This window comes from Pseudomonas sp. A014, assembly GCF_052378495.1.
In the GTDB taxonomy this organism is placed as follows: domain Bacteria; phylum Pseudomonadota; class Gammaproteobacteria; order Pseudomonadales; family Pseudomonadaceae; genus Aquipseudomonas; species Aquipseudomonas machongensis.
In genome coordinates this window covers 2,033,258-2,048,416 of record NZ_CP199001.1, presented here as the reverse complement: position 1 = coordinate 2,048,416, position 15,159 = coordinate 2,033,258, and the positions used below count along the sequence as shown (strand labels likewise).

The following is a 15,159-nucleotide window of genomic DNA, read 5'->3' as shown; positions in this document are numbered from 1 at the left end:
CACCGTCACCAGGTCACTGTCACTTGCACTACATCGGTGTAAGTCCCCGCCGGCACATTGCCGGGCAACTGGATGCGGCCATACACCGGCAACTTGATCGCCGTCGGATCGCTATAGCTCACCGGCACGCTGGTACCGATGGTCAGGGCCAGGCTCAACGCCGCATCGCGAAACAGCTGGTAGGCCACCAACTGCGTGCCGCCACTGCGCTTGAGATTGCGCGTGCCGCTGGCACTGTTCTGCCCGCCATCGAGGCTCATGCTCAGGGTCACGCCCGGCGTACATTGAAAGGTCACCGTGGTGCCGCCCAGCGCGGTGCTCAGGGTGGCGGTGGACAGCGCCGACTGGGTGCCGAAATCGAGTACGCCGTAGGCGCTCACGCCGCCGACCACCAGGCAGCCTGCGGTGATCTGCGCGCTGACCTGGAAGGTACTGGTGGTCGCTGCCGTCGAGGGCGACGTCCACACCAGCCACAGGCCCGCCAGCAGTGCGTGGGGCCAACCGCGCATGGGTCAGAAGGTCAGCTCGACCGCGACCGTGTCGGTGTACACCCCGGCCGGCAGGCCCGCCTTGCCGCGCGCCTGACCGTACAGATTGACGGTCTGGGCGACACCCGTGCTGGTCGGCAGGGTGATGGTGCCGTCGATGGCCAGCAGTTGCGTACGACCGGTGTCGGTGTAGAAGTCGTACGGCACGAAGTTGCCAGCGCCATCGGCCAACGCGCGCGTCCCGCCGCTGGATGCTCCGTCGTGGGCACCGGCCCGCACACGAATCGCCGGCACGGTGCCAGCCGAGCAGAGAATGCTCATGGCCCCGCCGCCGCCACCGAGCACCTGGCCATTGGCAGTGGTGAACAGAGCATCCTGGGTGCCGAAGTTCAGGCTACCGAAATTGAGCCCGGAGGTGCCGGCGCTGCCATTGACCTGGCAGGCCGAGATCAACGTCAGGGTCGAGTTGATCGTCCCGGTCACGGTGGCCGCCTGGGCCTGGGCCGCCAGGGCAAGACCCAGGGCGGTGAGGATGCAGCGGATCGATGTGCTTGCCATGGGAATCTCCTTGCGTGTTACCAGTCCAGGGTTACTCGAAGGGTGTCGCGGTACAGCCCGGCCGGCAGCGCGCGCGGCTGCGCAACCACCACACCGTAGATCGGGACGGGCACCTGCTCGGTGCCTTGGATGGTGAAGGTGCGGGCCTGGCCGATGCCATAGCGGCTGTTGCCACCAGGGTCGACGGCCAGTTGATAAGGGATCAGCTCACGGCCATTGCTCAGTTGGCGTACGCCGCCACCGCCATTGAGGCCTTCGTCGATGCGCACGCTGAACGCACGCACCTGAGGCGTGCAACTGATCTGCAGGCTGCCCTGCCCGCCCGCCTCGTCGACACGGGTGCGCAACGGCCCGTCCCAGGTCGGCCCCTGTGCGCCGAAATCCATCAGTCCGGGATTGCCAAGGGTGGCCGGTTGCTGGTCGCTGCTGATCTGGCAGGCGCTGCTGATCACCAGCCGTGCCTGGATGAACCCGGTGGTGCTGCCATGCGCCGAGGTGCCGGGCAGCAACAAAGGCCCGAGGGTCAGCAGCAGCAATGAGGTACGGTTCATGTCGGCGCGTCCTTGTGCATGTGGATCCGCTCCCTACCAGGTGACCGTGACTTTCAGCAGGTCGGTATACAGACCGGCTTTCGGTACCCAGGCCAGACGGTCGATGCGGGCATACAGCGGGAGTTCCACCGAGCCGCTGTCCGGCACCCGCGCCGATTGTGCGACGTCTACGGCCAGCGGCTCACGCCAGGCAGCGTCGCGATAGAGACGATAAGGGATTGGGCGCAGTTGCCGATCATTGCCGCCCAGATAACGCACCTCGCCCACCCCGCCATGCTGGCCGCCATCGACCCTGACCTGATACGGCGTATCGGGATTGCATTCCAGGCGTGGCGGGCGTTGGGCAAGCAGTACGCCGCTCAGTGGCGCATCAGGGCCGTCCAGGCGCGCGGCACTGCCCAGGTCGATTCGACCCAGGGCCTGCGCACCCGCGTCGCGCGGTTGGTTCACCAGCATGCAGCCTCGCTGCACCTGGACCCGCACTTCGACGAGAAAATCCGCCGCTACGGCACTACCACTCAACAACAGGCCCAACAGCGAGGCCAGCAAGCGCTCCGTCACCGAATATCCCTTCCAGTGTTCCCTGTGCTGTTCTGAGCGTAGCAGTAGGATTGGATCCTGCTAGCGCGTGGGAAATTTCTCGACTCCTCAGCCCTCGGCCAAGCCTCGCCCTAGGGCCTGCGGTGGGGAACTTATACAAATTTCAAACTCACGTAGAACCTCCCCGAGCAATAGCCCTCAAATGGCCATAACCCCGGCGAACACGCTGACTTTCTGATACCTTGCACAGTGCACGACCTGTGCCAGACGCCTATGGCCACCGCTTGCGGCCACGACGGGAGAGCTTTTCTTGACCACCGCCCAGAACGCCTTCGATCAAGCCGTGGAACGCTGCGCCCAGGAGCCGATCCAGATTCCAGGCAGCATCCGGCCCCACGGCTTTCTGCTGGTACTCGACGAACAGGACCTGCGTATCCTGCAGGCCAGCGAGAACGCCCAGCGCTGGCTTGGCATCCCCACCCCGGCGCTGATCGGCTGCACCCTGCCCGAGCTGATGGATCAGGGTTTCGATGCCCGTCGCAAGTTCGCGCGCCTGCCCGAAGACGAAATCTTTCCCTTCCACATCGGCGACGTGAAACTGCGTGAAGGTGCGCCCTGTACCGATAATCTGCGCCTGCTGGCCCACCGCCACGACCAGGTACTGATTGCCGAGTTCGAGCCCTGTCGCCCGGCCGCCGCCCTGGGTGAGCACGACGACTACTATCCGCTGGTGCGCGCCTTCGTCAGCAGCCTGCACCAGGCCACGAGCATCGAGGAACTGCTCCAGCAGTCGGTGGTGCAGATCAAGCGCATCACCGGTTTCGGTCGGGTCAAGGCCTACCGCTTCGATGCCGAGGGCAACGGCCAAGTGCTGGCCGAAGCGGCCGATCCCGGCTATCCAAGCTACCTGGGCCTGTGCTTCCCTGCCTCGGACATTCCGCGCCAGGCTCGCGAACTGTACAAGATCAACCGTATCCGCCTGATCGAAGATGCCAACTACCAGGCCTCGCCCTTGATTCCCAGCCACAACCCTCGCACCGGCAAGCCTCTGGACATGAGCTTCGCGGCCCTGCGCAGCGTCTCGCCCGTGCACCTGCAGTACATGCGCAACATGGGCACGCTGGCGTCGATGTCGGTGTCGATCATGGTCGATGGCGAGCTCTGGGGGCTGGTGTCCTGCCACCACCAACAGCCGCGCGCCCTGGATTTCCGCACCCGCGCCGCCTGCGAACTGCTGGGCAGCGTACTGTCGCTGCAGATCGAGGCCCACGAGGCACACAGCGCGACCCGCACCCTGCTCGACTTGCGCCAACGTATCGTGCACATGCTTTCGGCCATGGCCGACTACGACAGCGTCAGCGACGGGCTGCTCAGCCTGCCCGATGTGCTGCTGGATTTCGTCGGCGCCAGCGGTGCCGCAATCATCAGCGCCGAACGTTGCGACCTGATCGGCCACGCGCCGCCCGAAGCGCTGGTCAATGAACTGGTGCAATGGCTGTCCAGACGCGGTGACGATGGCGTGTTCAGCAGCGACAACCTGGGCCGCGACATCCCCGAGCTGCCCGCCCTGGCCGAACACGCTGGCGGCGTGCTGGCGGTGGCCATCTCCCAGATTCATTCGCACTATTTGCTGTGGTTCCGCCCCGAGCAGGTGCGCACGGTCAACTGGGCCGGCCAACCGCTCAAGGAGGTCAGCGCCCAGGGCAACCTCAGCCCACGGCACAGCTTCGACAGCTGGCAGGAAGAGGTCAGCGGCTTCTGCGCCGCCTGGGACCCGTTGGTCATCGATGGCGTGGCCGAACTGCGCACCGCTGTGCTGGGCATCGTGCTGCGCAAGGCCGAGGAACTGGCGCAACTGAGCGGTGAACTGCAGCGCTCGAACAAAGAGCTCGAGGCCTTCTCCTACAGCGTCTCCCACGATCTGCGCGCCCCACTGCGGCACATTGCCGGCTACTCCGAACTGCTCAGCGAAGTCGAGGGCGAAGGTCTGTCCGAACGCGGCCAGCGTTTCCTCAAGCACATCGGCGAGGCCGCGCATTTCGCCGGCACACTGGTGGACAACCTGCTCAATTTCTCGCAGATGGGCCGCTCGGCCCTGCGTCTTTCGGATGTCGACCTCAATGCGCTGGTCGACAACATCCGCCTGGAATTCGCCCCGGATTACAGCGGCCGCGAGATTGTCTGGGAGATCGCGCGCCTGCCCAAGGTGATCGCCGATCCTGCCTTCATCAATCTGGTGCTGCAGAACCTGATCGCCAACGCGATCAAATACACCCGCGGGCGCGAGCCTGCACGCATCGAGATCGGTGCACACGAGCACGCAGACCGAATCGAGATCTTCGTGCGCGACAACGGCGTGGGCTTCGACATGACCTACGCCAGCAAGCTCTTCGGCGTCTTCCAGCGTCTGCACCGCATGGAAGACTTCGAAGGCACCGGCATCGGACTTGCCAGCGTGCGCCGCATCATCGAGCGGCACGATGGTGAAGTCTGGGCCGAGGGGGAGGTCGACAAGGGTGCCACCTTCCATTTCGCCCTGCCTGTCATCCGTTGAATACCTGAGGTAACCGTACTCATCATGCTCAAACCGATCCTGCTGGTCGAAGACAACCCCCGGGACCTGGAGCTGACGCTCCTGGCCCTGGAACGCAGCCAGTTGGCCAACGAAGTCATTGTCCTGCGCGATGGCGCCGATGCCCTCGACTACCTGCTGCGGCGTAACGCCTACGCGACACGCGACGACGGCAATCCGGCGGTGCTGCTGCTCGACCTCAAATTGCCAAAAGTCGACGGCCTGGAAGTGCTCAAGGAGGTGCGCGCCACGCCAGAACTGCGCAGCATTCCCACCGTCATGCTGACCTCCTCGCGTGAAGAACCCGACTTGCTGCGCGCCTATGAGCTGGGTGTCAACGCGTACGTGGTCAAGCCGGTGGAGTTCAAGGAGTTCGTCGCCGCCATTTCCGAGCTCGGGGTGTTCTGGGCCGTGCTCAACGAACCACCGCCCGGCTCGCTGCGCCTGAACCGGCGTGGCAGCAACTGAAGGCGCCGACGATGCAAGCCACTTCGCTGAAACTGCTGATGGTCGAAGACAGTTCGATGGATGCCGAGCTGAGCCTGTTGCGCCTGGAGCGCAGTGGTTTTCAGGTCCAGTCGCACCTGGTGTTCGACCATGCCGGGGTGGAGCACGCGCTGCTTGAGGGCAGCTACGACCTGATTCTCTGCGACTGCGTCCTGCCCGGTTCCTCCGGCACCGATGTGCTGGCCATCGCCCAGCGCCTGGCACCGGACGTGCCCTTCATCTTCCTGTCCGGCATCTACGGTGAAGAGCACGCGGTGGAGATGATCCGCCTGGGCGCCACCGACTATGTACTGAAGAAAAACCTGCCGCTGCTGCCCAAGGCCGTGCGCCGAGCCCTGACCGAGGTGCAGGAGCGCCAGCGGCGGCGCCGTGCCGAGGAAGCGCTGGCCGATGTCGAGGCACGTGCGCGCATTGCCATCGACGCCGCCGGCATGGGCACCTGGGACTACCGCCCGCAGGAAGACCTGCTGCTCTGGGACAACCGTTGCAAGGCCCTGTTCGGTCTGCCAGCCGACGCGGAGATGAGTCTGGAGGTGTTCTACGCCGGCATTCATCCCGAAGATCGGCCCCATGTCAGCCAAGCCGTGGAACTGGCGATGCAGCCAGACAGCGACGGCCACTACCGCGCCGAATTCCGCATCGCCGCTCCCGGCAACCTGGAACCGCACTGGCTGCTGTCCACCGGGCAGGCACAGTTTGTCGATGGCCGCTGCGTGCGTTTTTCTGGTGTGCTGCAGGACATACACCAGCAACGCCTGGCCACCCAGGCGCTCAAGCAGCTCAATGAAATGCTCGGCGAACGGGTCGAGCGCCGCACCCGCGAGCGCGACCGTGCCTGGGAGCTTTCGCAGGACTTGCTCGCGGTGCTGAACAAGGACCTGACGCCAGTGGCACTGAACCCGGCCTGGGAGGCTGTACTGGGCATCAGCCGCGAACGCCTGAGCCAGACGTCGCTGCTGCACCTGTTGCCCGAAGCCGAGCAGGAGGCTTTTCTCGAAGAGCTGGCCGCCCTCGCCCATGGCCGCACCAGCGCCCGTTTCATCGGCCGTATCCAGCATGCCGGCGGGCAGCAGCGCTGGCTGTCCTGGGTGGTGGTGCCGGAAGACACGCTGTTGTACGTGGTCGCCCGTGACATCAGCAGCGAGCGCGAATCGGCGCTGGGGTTGGCCGAGGCCAACCGCCGACTGCGTGACCAGATCATCGAGCGCGAACGCATCGAAGCGGCCCTGCAGCAGATGCAACGCCTGGAAGCGGTGGGCCAACTCACTGCGGGCGTGGCCCATGACTTCAATAACCTGTTGACCGTGATCCTCACCGGCACCAGCTTCGTCGAGCGCGACCTCGACAAAGGCGACCTGGCCAAGGCGCGCAGCCGCCTGAAGCATGTGCGCGAAGCCGGCGAGCGCGGGGCCAAGCTTACCTCGCAGTTACTGGCGTTCTCGCGCCGCCAGCGCCTGGAACCCGTGCCGCTGCACCTCAACCACACCCTGGCCGGCCTTGAGGAACTGCTGCGGCGCACCCTGGGCGGCAATATCTCGGTGCGCCTGGATCTGGACAGCAGCCTGTGGCAGGCCCTGACCGACCCGACCCAGACCGAGATGATCATCCTCAACCTGGCGATCAACGCCCGCGACGCCATGCCAACCGGCGGCCAGTTGACCCTGTCGACCCGCAACATACGCATCGAGGCCCTCGCCCAGCGCCCGGAAGACCCCGAGCCTGGCGAGTACGTGATGCTGTCGATCCGCGACACCGGGTGCGGCATGAGTGAAGAAGTGGTGGCTCGGGTCTTCGAACCGTTCTTCACCACCAAGGATATCGGCAAGGGCTCGGGCCTGGGCCTGGCTCAGGTGTTCGGCTTCGCTAAGCAGTCAGGCGGCGGCGTGCACATCGACACGGCACCCGGGCTCGGTACCCAGGTCAGCGTCTACCTGCCGGCGGTCAAGCAAGTCGACCTTGATGAGCCGCAGACGCTCGCAGTGCCGCAAGGTGCATCGCTCAACGGTCACGACCGAGTGGTGCTGCTGGTGGATGACGATCACCTGGTCCGCGACATGATCGGTGACGTGCTGCGCCTGCACGGCTACCAGGTACGCCAGGCCCACAGTGGCGAGCAGGCCTTGGCCTTGCTCGACGAACGCATCGATTTGCTGCTCACCGACTTCGCCATGCCCGAGTTCAATGGCGCCCAGTTGGCCCATGCTGCACGCGAGCGCTACCCTCGCCTGCCCGTGGTGTTTCTCACTGGCTACGCCGAACTGGAAGGGCTGGAGTTGCCCGGCAGCCTGGTCATGCAGAAGCCCGTGCAAGCCGAAGACCTGACCCGGGCACTGAACGATTTGCTGGGGGGAGCGGAGTAAGCCAGGATGGCGCGCCATGCGCGCGCCACCTGACGAGCAGACACAAAAAATCGCCAGGCTGACTTGCAGGCTGGACGCTTGAGAATGCTTGGAAATAATGGCAGGGGCGGCTGGATTCGAACCAACGCATGGCAGGATCAAAACCTGCTGCCTTACCGCTTGGCGACGCCCCTGTATCGAATTCGCTGACAGCTACGTGTGTTGCTGTGCTGGAATGGGCCGCACTTTACCAACATTCTTTTCGGCTGGGAACCCCCGAGTTGAAAAAAATTGCCGGAAAACAGCAAGTTAGTGTCCTCTACTCGAAGGTGATCCAACCACACCCGTTGCCTTGGGCGCCACTCGCCCTTGAAAGGGTTGGCACAGGCAACCGTCTGTCGGTTTTTTTCCGCCTCGCTTCAACGCATGCGCCTTTACCCATTCCAAGCAAGTAACCACCGCTTGCGCATCACAAGGAGGGCGCCATGCCAGTTTCACACGACCTGTATCAGGACCTGCACTACCCACGCGAAATCGTTCAACAGCGACGTCAGCAGGACAAGACACTGGATCGCCTGCTGGACGACTACATGGACCTCGACAACCAGGTGCTGGCTGCCGAGTCGATTTCAGCGGGCAACTTTGTGGACGAAGACCTGCGCCACCTCAAGGAAAAGCGCCTGGCCGTCAAGTTCATGATCGAACGGCAGCTGGAGCGCAAGGCCTGATCGGCGACCTATCGCGCCATGCGATCACTGTGGCGCACATTCTCGACTGGTCAAACGACGCAGGCTCGCGCAAGCTGCGTCTGCCCTCGTCATTCGGAGCCGTCGCCTTGTCCGCCTGGATTCAAAACCCCCTGCGCCACCTCGGCCAGCGCCTGCGTACCTGCCCCCCAATCGACACTACGCTGCTGACGCACTTCCAGGGCAAGGCCGGCGAACGCGGCTATACCCTGAGCGAAGGCCAACACCGGGTGATCGAGGCCATGGCCACGCAACTGGCCGCCCTCGAACAGGGCCAGGCGCGCAGCCTGTACCTGCATGGCTCGGTCGGTCGAGGCAAGAGCTGGCTGCTCGACGGGTTCTTCCAGGCCGTGCCGACCACAGCGAAACGCCGCCTGCACTTTCATGATTTCTTCGCCCGCCTGCACGAAGGCATGCACCGCCACCGCGCCCTGGACGATGCGCTGGGGGCCACCCTGGATGCGTTGCTCGGCGATTGCCAGGTGCTGTGCTTCGACGAGTTCCACGTTCACGACATTGGCGATGCAATGCTGCTCACCCGCTTGTTCGGTGCACTGTTCGAGCGGGGTGTGTTCTTGCTGGTAACGTCCAACTACGCCCCGGAAGGGCTGCTGCCCAACCCGCTGTATCACGAGCGCTTCCTGCCGGTGATACGCCTGATCAACAGCCGCATGCAGGTGCTGGAGGTCGGCGGCGACACCGATTTTCGCAGCCTGCCGGCCAACCGCGAGCAACAGCGCTTCACCCAGGGCCACTATGTCTGGCCAGCCGATGCCACGCAGCGCCAGATCCTTGCCGTGCCCGCCGCGCAGGCACTCACGCTGGAGGTGAATCGCCGTCCGCTGCGCGCGCTGCACAGCCATGAGCGACAGGTGATGTTCGCCTTCGACGACTTGTGCGAACAGCCCACCGCGGTCATCGACTACCTGGCCCTGGCCGAACGTTTCGACCACTGGATCATCGATGGCCTGGATGATCTGTCGGCCTGTTCACTGGCGGCGCAGCAGCGCTTCGTCAACCTGATCGATGTGTTGTACGACCAGGACAAATCACTGCTGGTGCTGGGCAAGCGCAGCCTGGAGCAAAGCCTGGGCGGGGCGATCAACGACCTGATGCGCACCCGCAGCCGGCTGGGGCAACTTCAGCAGATGGGGCCTGCGGCCTGATGGGCCGCGCCTGCCGGTGACACCGCGGCCTTATCCCGCCCGCGGCAGGTCCGCCAGCACACCCTCTATCTCAGGCAGTACCGCCGGGTCATCCAGCGTGGACGGCGCCACGTAGTCCACGCCATCGGCAATCTTGCGCAGCACCGCACGCAGGATCTTGCCCGAGCGTGTCTTGGGCAGGCGCTTGACCAGACGCACTCGATTGAAACAAGCCAGCGCCCCGATCTGCTCGCGCACCTTGGCCACCAGTTCGGCCTGCAACTGCTGTTCGGCAATGCCCTGCCCGTCCTTGAGCACCACCAGCGCCAGCGGTACCTGGCCCTTGATCTCGTCGTGCACGCCGATCACCGCGCACTCGGCCACCGCAGGATGCTGCGCCACCAGGTCCTCCATCTCGCCGGTAGACAGCCGATGCCCGGAGACGTTGATCACATCATCGGTGCGCCCCATGATGTAGACGAAGCCGTCATCGTCCAGGTAGCCGCCGTCACCGGTGTGGTAATAGCCCGGATAGCTGTGCAGGTAGGCCTGCAGGTAGCGTGGGTGGTCGCCCCAGAGCGTCTGGCTGCAACCTGGCGGCAACGGCAAGGCGATCACGATGGCGCCCTGCTGGTTCGGCCCCAAGGGGCGCCCCTCATCGTCCAGCACCTGCACGTGATAGCCCGGCACTGCACGATTGCTCGAACCCGGGCGTGCAGCGCTGCCCTCGAGCCCCACGCACGGCGCGGTGACCGGCCAGCCGGTCTCGGTCTGCCACCAATGATCGTGCACAGGTTTGCCACTGACCCGCTCCAGCCACTGGTGCGTGCTGGAGTCGAGTTTCTCGCCGGCAAGGAACAACTGACGCAGCGAACCCAGATCATGACGGCGGATCAGTTCGCCATCCGGATCTTCCTTGCGGATCGCACGCATGGCGGTCGGTGCGCAGAACAGTGCATTGACCTTGTACTGCTCGACCACCCGCCAGTACGCCGAGGCATCCGGGGTGCGAATCGGCTTGCCTTCGTAGAACACCGTGGTGCAGCCGCTCATCAACGGCCCGTAGACGATCAGCGAATGGCCGACCACCCAGCCCACGTCGGAAATCCCCCACCACACATCGCCCGCCTGCATACCGTAGACGTGACGCATGGCGTAGCACAGCGCGACCGCATTGCCGCCATTCTCACGCACGATGCCCTTGGGTTTCCCGGTGGTGCCGGAGGTGTACATGATGTACAGCGGGTCGCCTGCGTCCAGTTCGACCGGCGCCACCGGCTCGGCATCGGCCACCGCCGCCTGCCAGTCCAGGTCGCGCCCAGGCTGCAGCTGCGCGCGGGCCTGGGGACGTTGCAGCACCAGCACATGCCCAGGCTGGTGCCGGGCCAGTTGCAGGGCGCGATCGACCAACGGCTTGTATTCGATCACCCTGTCGAACTCGAGGCCACAGGACGCGGTGAGCAGCAGGGTCGGACGCGCATCGTCGATACGCAGGGCCAATTCGTTGGCGGCAAAACCGCCGAACACCACCGAGTGCACCGCGCCGATCCGCGCGCAGGCCAGCATGGCCATGGCTGCCTGCGGCACCATGGGCATGTAGATGATCACGCCATCACCCTTGCCCACGCCGAGCGCGCGCAGCAGACCGGCCAGGCGCGCGACCTCGTCGCGCAATTGAAGGTAGGTGAAGGTCTGCGCGGTGCCGGTCACAGGCGAGTCGTAGATCAGCGCCAACTGCTCGCCGCGGCCTTGCTCGATCTGATGGTCCAGGGCCAGGTAGCTGCTGTTCAGGCGCCCGTCAGCGAACCAGCGGTGGGTGCCGTCCGGGTTGTCCTGCAGGGTGAGCGAGGGTTTGCGGTGCCAGGCGAGCTGCTCGGCCTGGGCTTGCCAGAAGCTGGCGGGATCGGTGATGGAATGCGCGTAGCTGTGCTGATAGGTCATTGGTTCGCAACCCGGTACTTGTTGTTATTGAAGGGCGAGCCTTGAGTATGGACCGGCATTGCGCCCCTGCCATCGGACTTAAGTCGCAACCCTTGTGCAGATTTGCAATGGCCTGGCGCAGCTCTAGAATGGCGCCCTTTCCAAGCCATAGGCACGCACCATGCACAGCCTCGAAGACCTCAAAGCCGGCCGACTCCAAGGCATCACCCGCCTTGACCTGTGCGAAGGCCTGACCTGCTTCCCGCCAGAGATCTTCACGCTCGCAGACACACTCGAGGTGCTGAACCTGACCGGCAACGCCCTGAGCGCATTGCCCGACGACCTGCACCGACTGACCCGGCTGAAAGTGCTGTTCTGCTCGGAAAACCGCTTCACCCGCCTGCCCCACGGCATCGGCCGCTGCGCGCGTCTGGAAACCGTGGGCTTCAAGAGCAACCGCATCAGCCAGGTCGACTCGCAGGCGCTGCCAGCCAGCCTGCGCTCGCTGGTACTGACCGACAACCTGCTCGAAACCCTGCCGCAACAGATTGACAAGTGCACCCAGTTACAGAAGCTGATGCTCGCAGGCAACCGCCTGACCGATCTGCCCGAGAGCCTCGCCCGTTGCGAACGCCTGGAACTGCTGCGCGTCGCCAGCAACCGCCTTACCGCCCTGCCCGACTGGCTGCTGCGCATGCCGCGCCTGGCGTGGCTGGCCTATGCCGACAACCCGCTACCCCAGGCGCTGCGGGCGCCCACAGCGGAGGCCGTCGCCCAGCGTATCGACTGGGCGGATCTCACACTGGGCGAAGAACTCGGTCGTGGTGCCTCGGGGGTGATTCACCTGGCGCATTGGCGCGCACAGCAGGCACCGGTGGCGGTCAAGCTGTACAAGGGCGAGATCACCAGCGATGGCTCACCCCTGGCAGAGATGAGGGCCTGCCTGGCAGCGGGCGACCATCCGCAACTGGTGCGGCTGCTCGGGCGTATCGACAACCATCCCCAGCTTCGCCCGGCGCTGGTGATGCAACTGATCGATCCGAGCTGGTTCAACCTTGCAGGCCCACCGAGCCTGGACAGTTGCACGCGCGACCGCTACCCCGCAGAACGCCATTTCAGCCTGGATGCTGTGCAGCACCTGCTGGCCGGTGTCGCTTCGGTGGCCGCGCACCTGCATGCACGGGGCGTGAACCATGGCGACTTGTATGCACACAACATCCTCTGTGCAGCAGCCGGTGACTGTCTGCTCGGGGACTTCGGCGCGGCGTCGTTCCACTCGCCGACAGCAGGCGCGGCTAGCGAGGCAATCGAACGCCTGGAGGTTCGCGCCTTCGGTATTCTCATCGACGAACTGCTGGACTGCTGCGCAGAAGACGAGGCCAGACTGCGCGTCCTGGCCGAGCACTGCCAGCAGGCGGATGTACTGCGCCGCCCAGCGTTCGCGCAGGTGGCCGAGGCGCTGCGCAGCCACTGAGAGCATGGGGCCGCTGCGCTGCCTTGGCGCAGTAAAGCGCCCAGCGCCCTGGATCATTTACCTGCCCCAATCCGGTGCAAAGCCCCTAGAATGACGCACTGACCCACAGCCGAGCACCCAATGGACATCGATCAGGCCCGTACCTTTCTGGAAATCGTGCGCTGCGGCAGCCTGGTGGCCGCAGCCGAGCGCCTGTTCGTCTCACAGACTGCCATTTCGGCCCGAGTGCAGCGCCTGGAGCAACAACTCGGCTGTCAGCTGTTCGTGCGCAGCCGCAACGGCGCCAGCTTGACCGGCGACGGCGAGGCCTTCGTCACCTACGCCAACCAACTGGTACACACCTGGGAAGCGGCACGCCGTGACCTGCCGCTGCCACAGGGCTGCCAGAAGGTTCTGCACCTGGGGGGCGAGGTGAGCCTGGGCAATCCGCTGATGCTCGATTGGGTCAGCGCACTGCATGGGGCCCTGCCCGACCATGCGATCCGCAGCGAAGTGAGCGACGGCGAAGCGTTGCTGCGCAAAGTGGAAATGGGCTTGCTGGATGCGGCGCTGGTCTATCAACCGACCTATGTCCCGGGGTTGCAAGTCGAACAGTTGATGGAAGAAAAGCTGATCCGCATCCGCCGCGTCGACCTGCCCGAGCCTTACATCTATGTCGACTGGGGCGAAGCCTTCCGACGCCAGCACGATGCGGCCCTGCCCCACTGCGCGCGGCCGGCGCTGAGCTTCAACCTCGGCCCCCTGGCGCTACAGTTCATCCTCGACCAGGGCGGCAGCGGCTATTTCCGTACCCGTGTGGTGCAGGCCTATCTGGATAGCGGCGTGCTGGAGCGCGTGCCACAGGCGCCGGAGTTCACCTACCCGACGTTCCTGGTCTATGCCCGTGAACGTGACAGCGAGGCGCTGCAACAGGCGCTCGCGCTGCTGCGCCGTCAGGTGGCCGACGGCGCCAGCGACTGGTCACAACGCTGGGACCCGCTGGTCTGAGCGCTGCGTTGCAGCGTTGAGCAGGTGACGTTTCAGGCCGGCGATAAGGTCGGTCTGGGTGATCACTCCAACCAGTCGCCCGTCGTCCAGCACCGGCAAGCAGTGCAATCCGTGCTCGCTGAGCAGCGGCAGGAGACGTTCCAATGGATACTCGCTACCGACGCTGACCACTTGGCGGCTCATGACCTGCGCCATGCGTGTCGACGGGCGACGGAACAGGCCTCGCCAACTGAAGCGCCCCCGGGCCATCGCAGGGCCAACCAGGTCGCTGAGACTGACGATACCGACCAAACGCCCGTGTTCCAGCACCGGAAGCGTCTTCAGGTGATGGCTGGCGAGCATCTTCCAGGCCTGTTCCAGGGTCGTGTCCGGCGAGGCGAACTGTACGTCGCGAGACATCACCGCGGCCGCCGTGATCCCGCCCAGGCTGCGCTGCAGGGCGTGCTGCTCGGTGGCCAGGATGATACGTTCGAGCTCATCGCGGGTGACATCGACGAACTCCCCCAGCTCCTCCAGCGCCAGATCCAGGTCTTCTGCGCTGATGCCGACGCGTGCACCGGGCAGTGGGTCATGGGTGTGATGCGGGTCTTTGCGCGGTACGGCGCCCTTGGGATAACGCACCCCGGTCAGGCGGTTGTAGAGCACCGCAACGGCCACCAGAATCAATGCGTTGAGCAGCACTGGCTCGAGCAAATGGTCGCCCATCGCCACCAGCCCTGGGTCAGCCAGCACCACGCTGGCCGCCACACCGCCGCCCGGAGGGTGCAGGCAACGCAACCCGCACATCAGCAGCAGCGAGCCCCCCAGGGCCGCTGCGGCCACCCAGAGCTCGCTGCCCAAGCCCTGGCGCATCGCCAACCCGAGGATCCCGGCCAGGGCATAGCTGCCGAGCACCGGCCAGGGCTGCGCCAGCGGGCCGGAATGCACGGCAAACACCAGTACCGCCGAGGCGGCCAACGGGCCAAGCAGGTGCAAGGCGACGGAGGGGCCGTACGCCATGCTGCACAGCCATCCGGCAAGGAACAGACCCAGCAGCGCGCCGACAGCGGCACGCAGCCATTCCCGCGGGGGAATATTCAAAGGCGCCGGCAACAGGCGCTGCAGACGGTTTTCAGGACGCGAGGCAGGCATCGAATCAAGCGCAATCGTATTGGAATAGTTAAAAAGAAAGCCCAGCCGAGAGGGTCTGGGCCCTGCATTACCAAGGCAATGACAATGGGCTCCGTCCGTGGAGAGATGGAAACCGGAGGGTTTCTTGGCGAGGATTGTGCCGAACGCACCGTTTTGGGGCCAATTCAAAAAAATGCGCCTGGACTGCAATTTTTTTGCTGG

13 protein-coding genes and 1 tRNA gene are annotated in these 15,159 nt (G+C 64.9%); 7 read left to right on the top strand and 7 right to left on the bottom strand.

Features of this window, described 5'->3' with window-relative positions; all coding sequences use genetic code 11:
- Positions 1–5: 5 nt before the first annotated feature.
- Genes ACTYOL_RS09595 through ACTYOL_RS09580 form a run of 4 tightly spaced genes read right to left on the bottom strand, consistent with a single transcriptional unit; the run spans position 6 to position 2,158 of the window.
- Positions 6–509, bottom strand: coding sequence for a Csu type fimbrial protein (locus tag ACTYOL_RS09595; RefSeq protein ID WP_197890252.1), 504 nt, complete (start codon positions 507–509; stop codon positions 6–8).
- 3 nt (positions 510–512) lie between these two features.
- Complete coding sequence (locus ACTYOL_RS09590) at positions 513–1,046, bottom strand: Csu type fimbrial protein (protein WP_054894731.1); 534 nt, start codon at positions 1,044–1,046, stop codon at positions 513–515.
- A gap of 17 nt (positions 1,047–1,063) precedes the next feature.
- A complete protein-coding gene (locus ACTYOL_RS09585) occupies positions 1,064–1,597 on the bottom strand; it encodes a Csu type fimbrial protein (RefSeq protein ID WP_063544175.1) in 534 nt (177 codons plus the stop codon).
- Positions 1,598–1,630: 33 nt separating this feature from the next.
- Positions 1,631–2,158, bottom strand: a complete 528-nt coding sequence (locus ACTYOL_RS09580) for a Csu type fimbrial protein (protein WP_054894729.1) — start codon at positions 2,156–2,158, stop codon at positions 1,631–1,633.
- Positions 2,159–2,447: 289 nt separating this feature from the next.
- Between ACTYOL_RS09580 and ACTYOL_RS09575 the strand changes: the two genes are divergently transcribed.
- Genes ACTYOL_RS09575 through ACTYOL_RS09565 form a run of 3 tightly spaced genes read left to right on the top strand, consistent with a single transcriptional unit; the run spans position 2,448 to position 7,576 of the window.
- Positions 2,448–4,691: an ATP-binding protein gene (locus tag ACTYOL_RS09575; protein WP_444757821.1), complete on the top strand. Its 2,244-nt coding sequence runs from the start codon at positions 2,448–2,450 to the stop codon at positions 4,689–4,691.
- 24 nt (positions 4,692–4,715) lie between these two features.
- The gene (locus tag ACTYOL_RS09570) at positions 4,716–5,177 is read left to right on the top strand and encodes a response regulator (protein ID WP_054894727.1); all 462 of its coding nucleotides are present in this window, start codon (positions 4,716–4,718) and stop codon (positions 5,175–5,177) included.
- Between the two features lie 11 nt (positions 5,178–5,188).
- Positions 5,189–7,576 (top strand): response regulator, encoded by a 2,388-nt coding sequence (locus ACTYOL_RS09565; RefSeq protein WP_125930317.1) that lies wholly within the window; start codon positions 5,189–5,191, stop codon positions 7,574–7,576.
- Positions 7,577–7,674: 98 nt separating this feature from the next.
- Here ACTYOL_RS09565 and ACTYOL_RS09560 read toward each other — a convergent pair.
- Positions 7,675–7,749: transfer RNA gene (locus ACTYOL_RS09560), tRNA-Gln, on the bottom strand.
- A gap of 291 nt (positions 7,750–8,040) precedes the next feature.
- Here ACTYOL_RS09560 and ACTYOL_RS09555 point away from each other — a divergent pair.
- Positions 8,041–8,283, top strand: coding sequence for a hypothetical protein (locus ACTYOL_RS09555; protein ID WP_054894725.1), 243 nt, complete (start codon positions 8,041–8,043; stop codon positions 8,281–8,283).
- 107 nt (positions 8,284–8,390) lie between these two features.
- Entirely contained in the window at positions 8,391–9,467 is a 1,077-nt protein-coding gene (zapE, locus tag ACTYOL_RS09550; protein WP_200603249.1) for a cell division protein ZapE, read from the top strand.
- A gap of 30 nt (positions 9,468–9,497) precedes the next feature.
- On the opposite strand, the gene ACTYOL_RS09545 is transcribed toward zapE, so the two are convergent.
- Positions 9,498–11,387, bottom strand: coding sequence for a propionyl-CoA synthetase (locus ACTYOL_RS09545; protein ID WP_200603248.1), 1,890 nt, complete (start codon positions 11,385–11,387; stop codon positions 9,498–9,500).
- A 160-nt stretch (positions 11,388–11,547) separates the two neighbouring features.
- On the opposite strand from ACTYOL_RS09545, the gene ACTYOL_RS09540 reads away from it, so the two are divergent.
- Complete coding sequence (locus tag ACTYOL_RS09540) at positions 11,548–12,840, top strand: leucine-rich repeat-containing protein kinase family protein (RefSeq protein ID WP_200603247.1); 1,293 nt, start codon at positions 11,548–11,550, stop codon at positions 12,838–12,840.
- Between the two features lie 120 nt (positions 12,841–12,960).
- Positions 12,961–13,827 (top strand): LysR family transcriptional regulator, encoded by an 867-nt coding sequence (locus ACTYOL_RS09535; protein WP_054894721.1) that lies wholly within the window; start codon positions 12,961–12,963, stop codon positions 13,825–13,827.
- Here ACTYOL_RS09535 and ACTYOL_RS09530 read toward each other — a convergent pair.
- Positions 13,801–14,958, bottom strand: a complete 1,158-nt coding sequence (locus ACTYOL_RS09530; RefSeq protein ID WP_153772970.1) for an HPP family protein — start codon at positions 14,956–14,958, stop codon at positions 13,801–13,803. The two genes, ACTYOL_RS09535 and ACTYOL_RS09530, sit on opposite strands and share 27 nt — an antisense overlap.
- Positions 14,959–15,159 lie beyond the last annotated feature (201 nt).

Coding starts and splice junctions, on each gene's coding strand:
- ACTYOL_RS09595 (WP_197890252.1), bottom strand. CDS start 509: ATGCGCGGTTGGCCCCACGCACTGCTGGCGGGCCTGTGGCTGGTGTGG.
- ACTYOL_RS09590 (WP_054894731.1), bottom strand. CDS start 1,046: ATGGCAAGCACATCGATCCGCTGCATCCTCACCGCCCTGGGTCTTGCC.
- ACTYOL_RS09585 (WP_063544175.1), bottom strand. CDS start 1,597: ATGAACCGTACCTCATTGCTGCTGCTGACCCTCGGGCCTTTGTTGCTG.
- ACTYOL_RS09570 (WP_054894727.1), top strand. CDS start 4,716: ATGCTCAAACCGATCCTGCTGGTCGAAGACAACCCCCGGGACCTGGAG.
- ACTYOL_RS09565 (WP_125930317.1), top strand. CDS start 5,189: ATGCAAGCCACTTCGCTGAAACTGCTGATGGTCGAAGACAGTTCGATG.
- ACTYOL_RS09555 (WP_054894725.1), top strand. CDS start 8,041: ATGCCAGTTTCACACGACCTGTATCAGGACCTGCACTACCCACGCGAA.
- ACTYOL_RS09545 (WP_200603248.1), bottom strand. CDS start 11,387: ATGACCTATCAGCACAGCTACGCGCATTCCATCACCGATCCCGCCAGC.
- ACTYOL_RS09540 (WP_200603247.1), top strand. CDS start 11,548: ATGCACAGCCTCGAAGACCTCAAAGCCGGCCGACTCCAAGGCATCACC.
- ACTYOL_RS09535 (WP_054894721.1), top strand. CDS start 12,961: ATGGACATCGATCAGGCCCGTACCTTTCTGGAAATCGTGCGCTGCGGC.
- ACTYOL_RS09530 (WP_153772970.1), bottom strand. CDS start 14,958: ATGCCTGCCTCGCGTCCTGAAAACCGTCTGCAGCGCCTGTTGCCGGCG.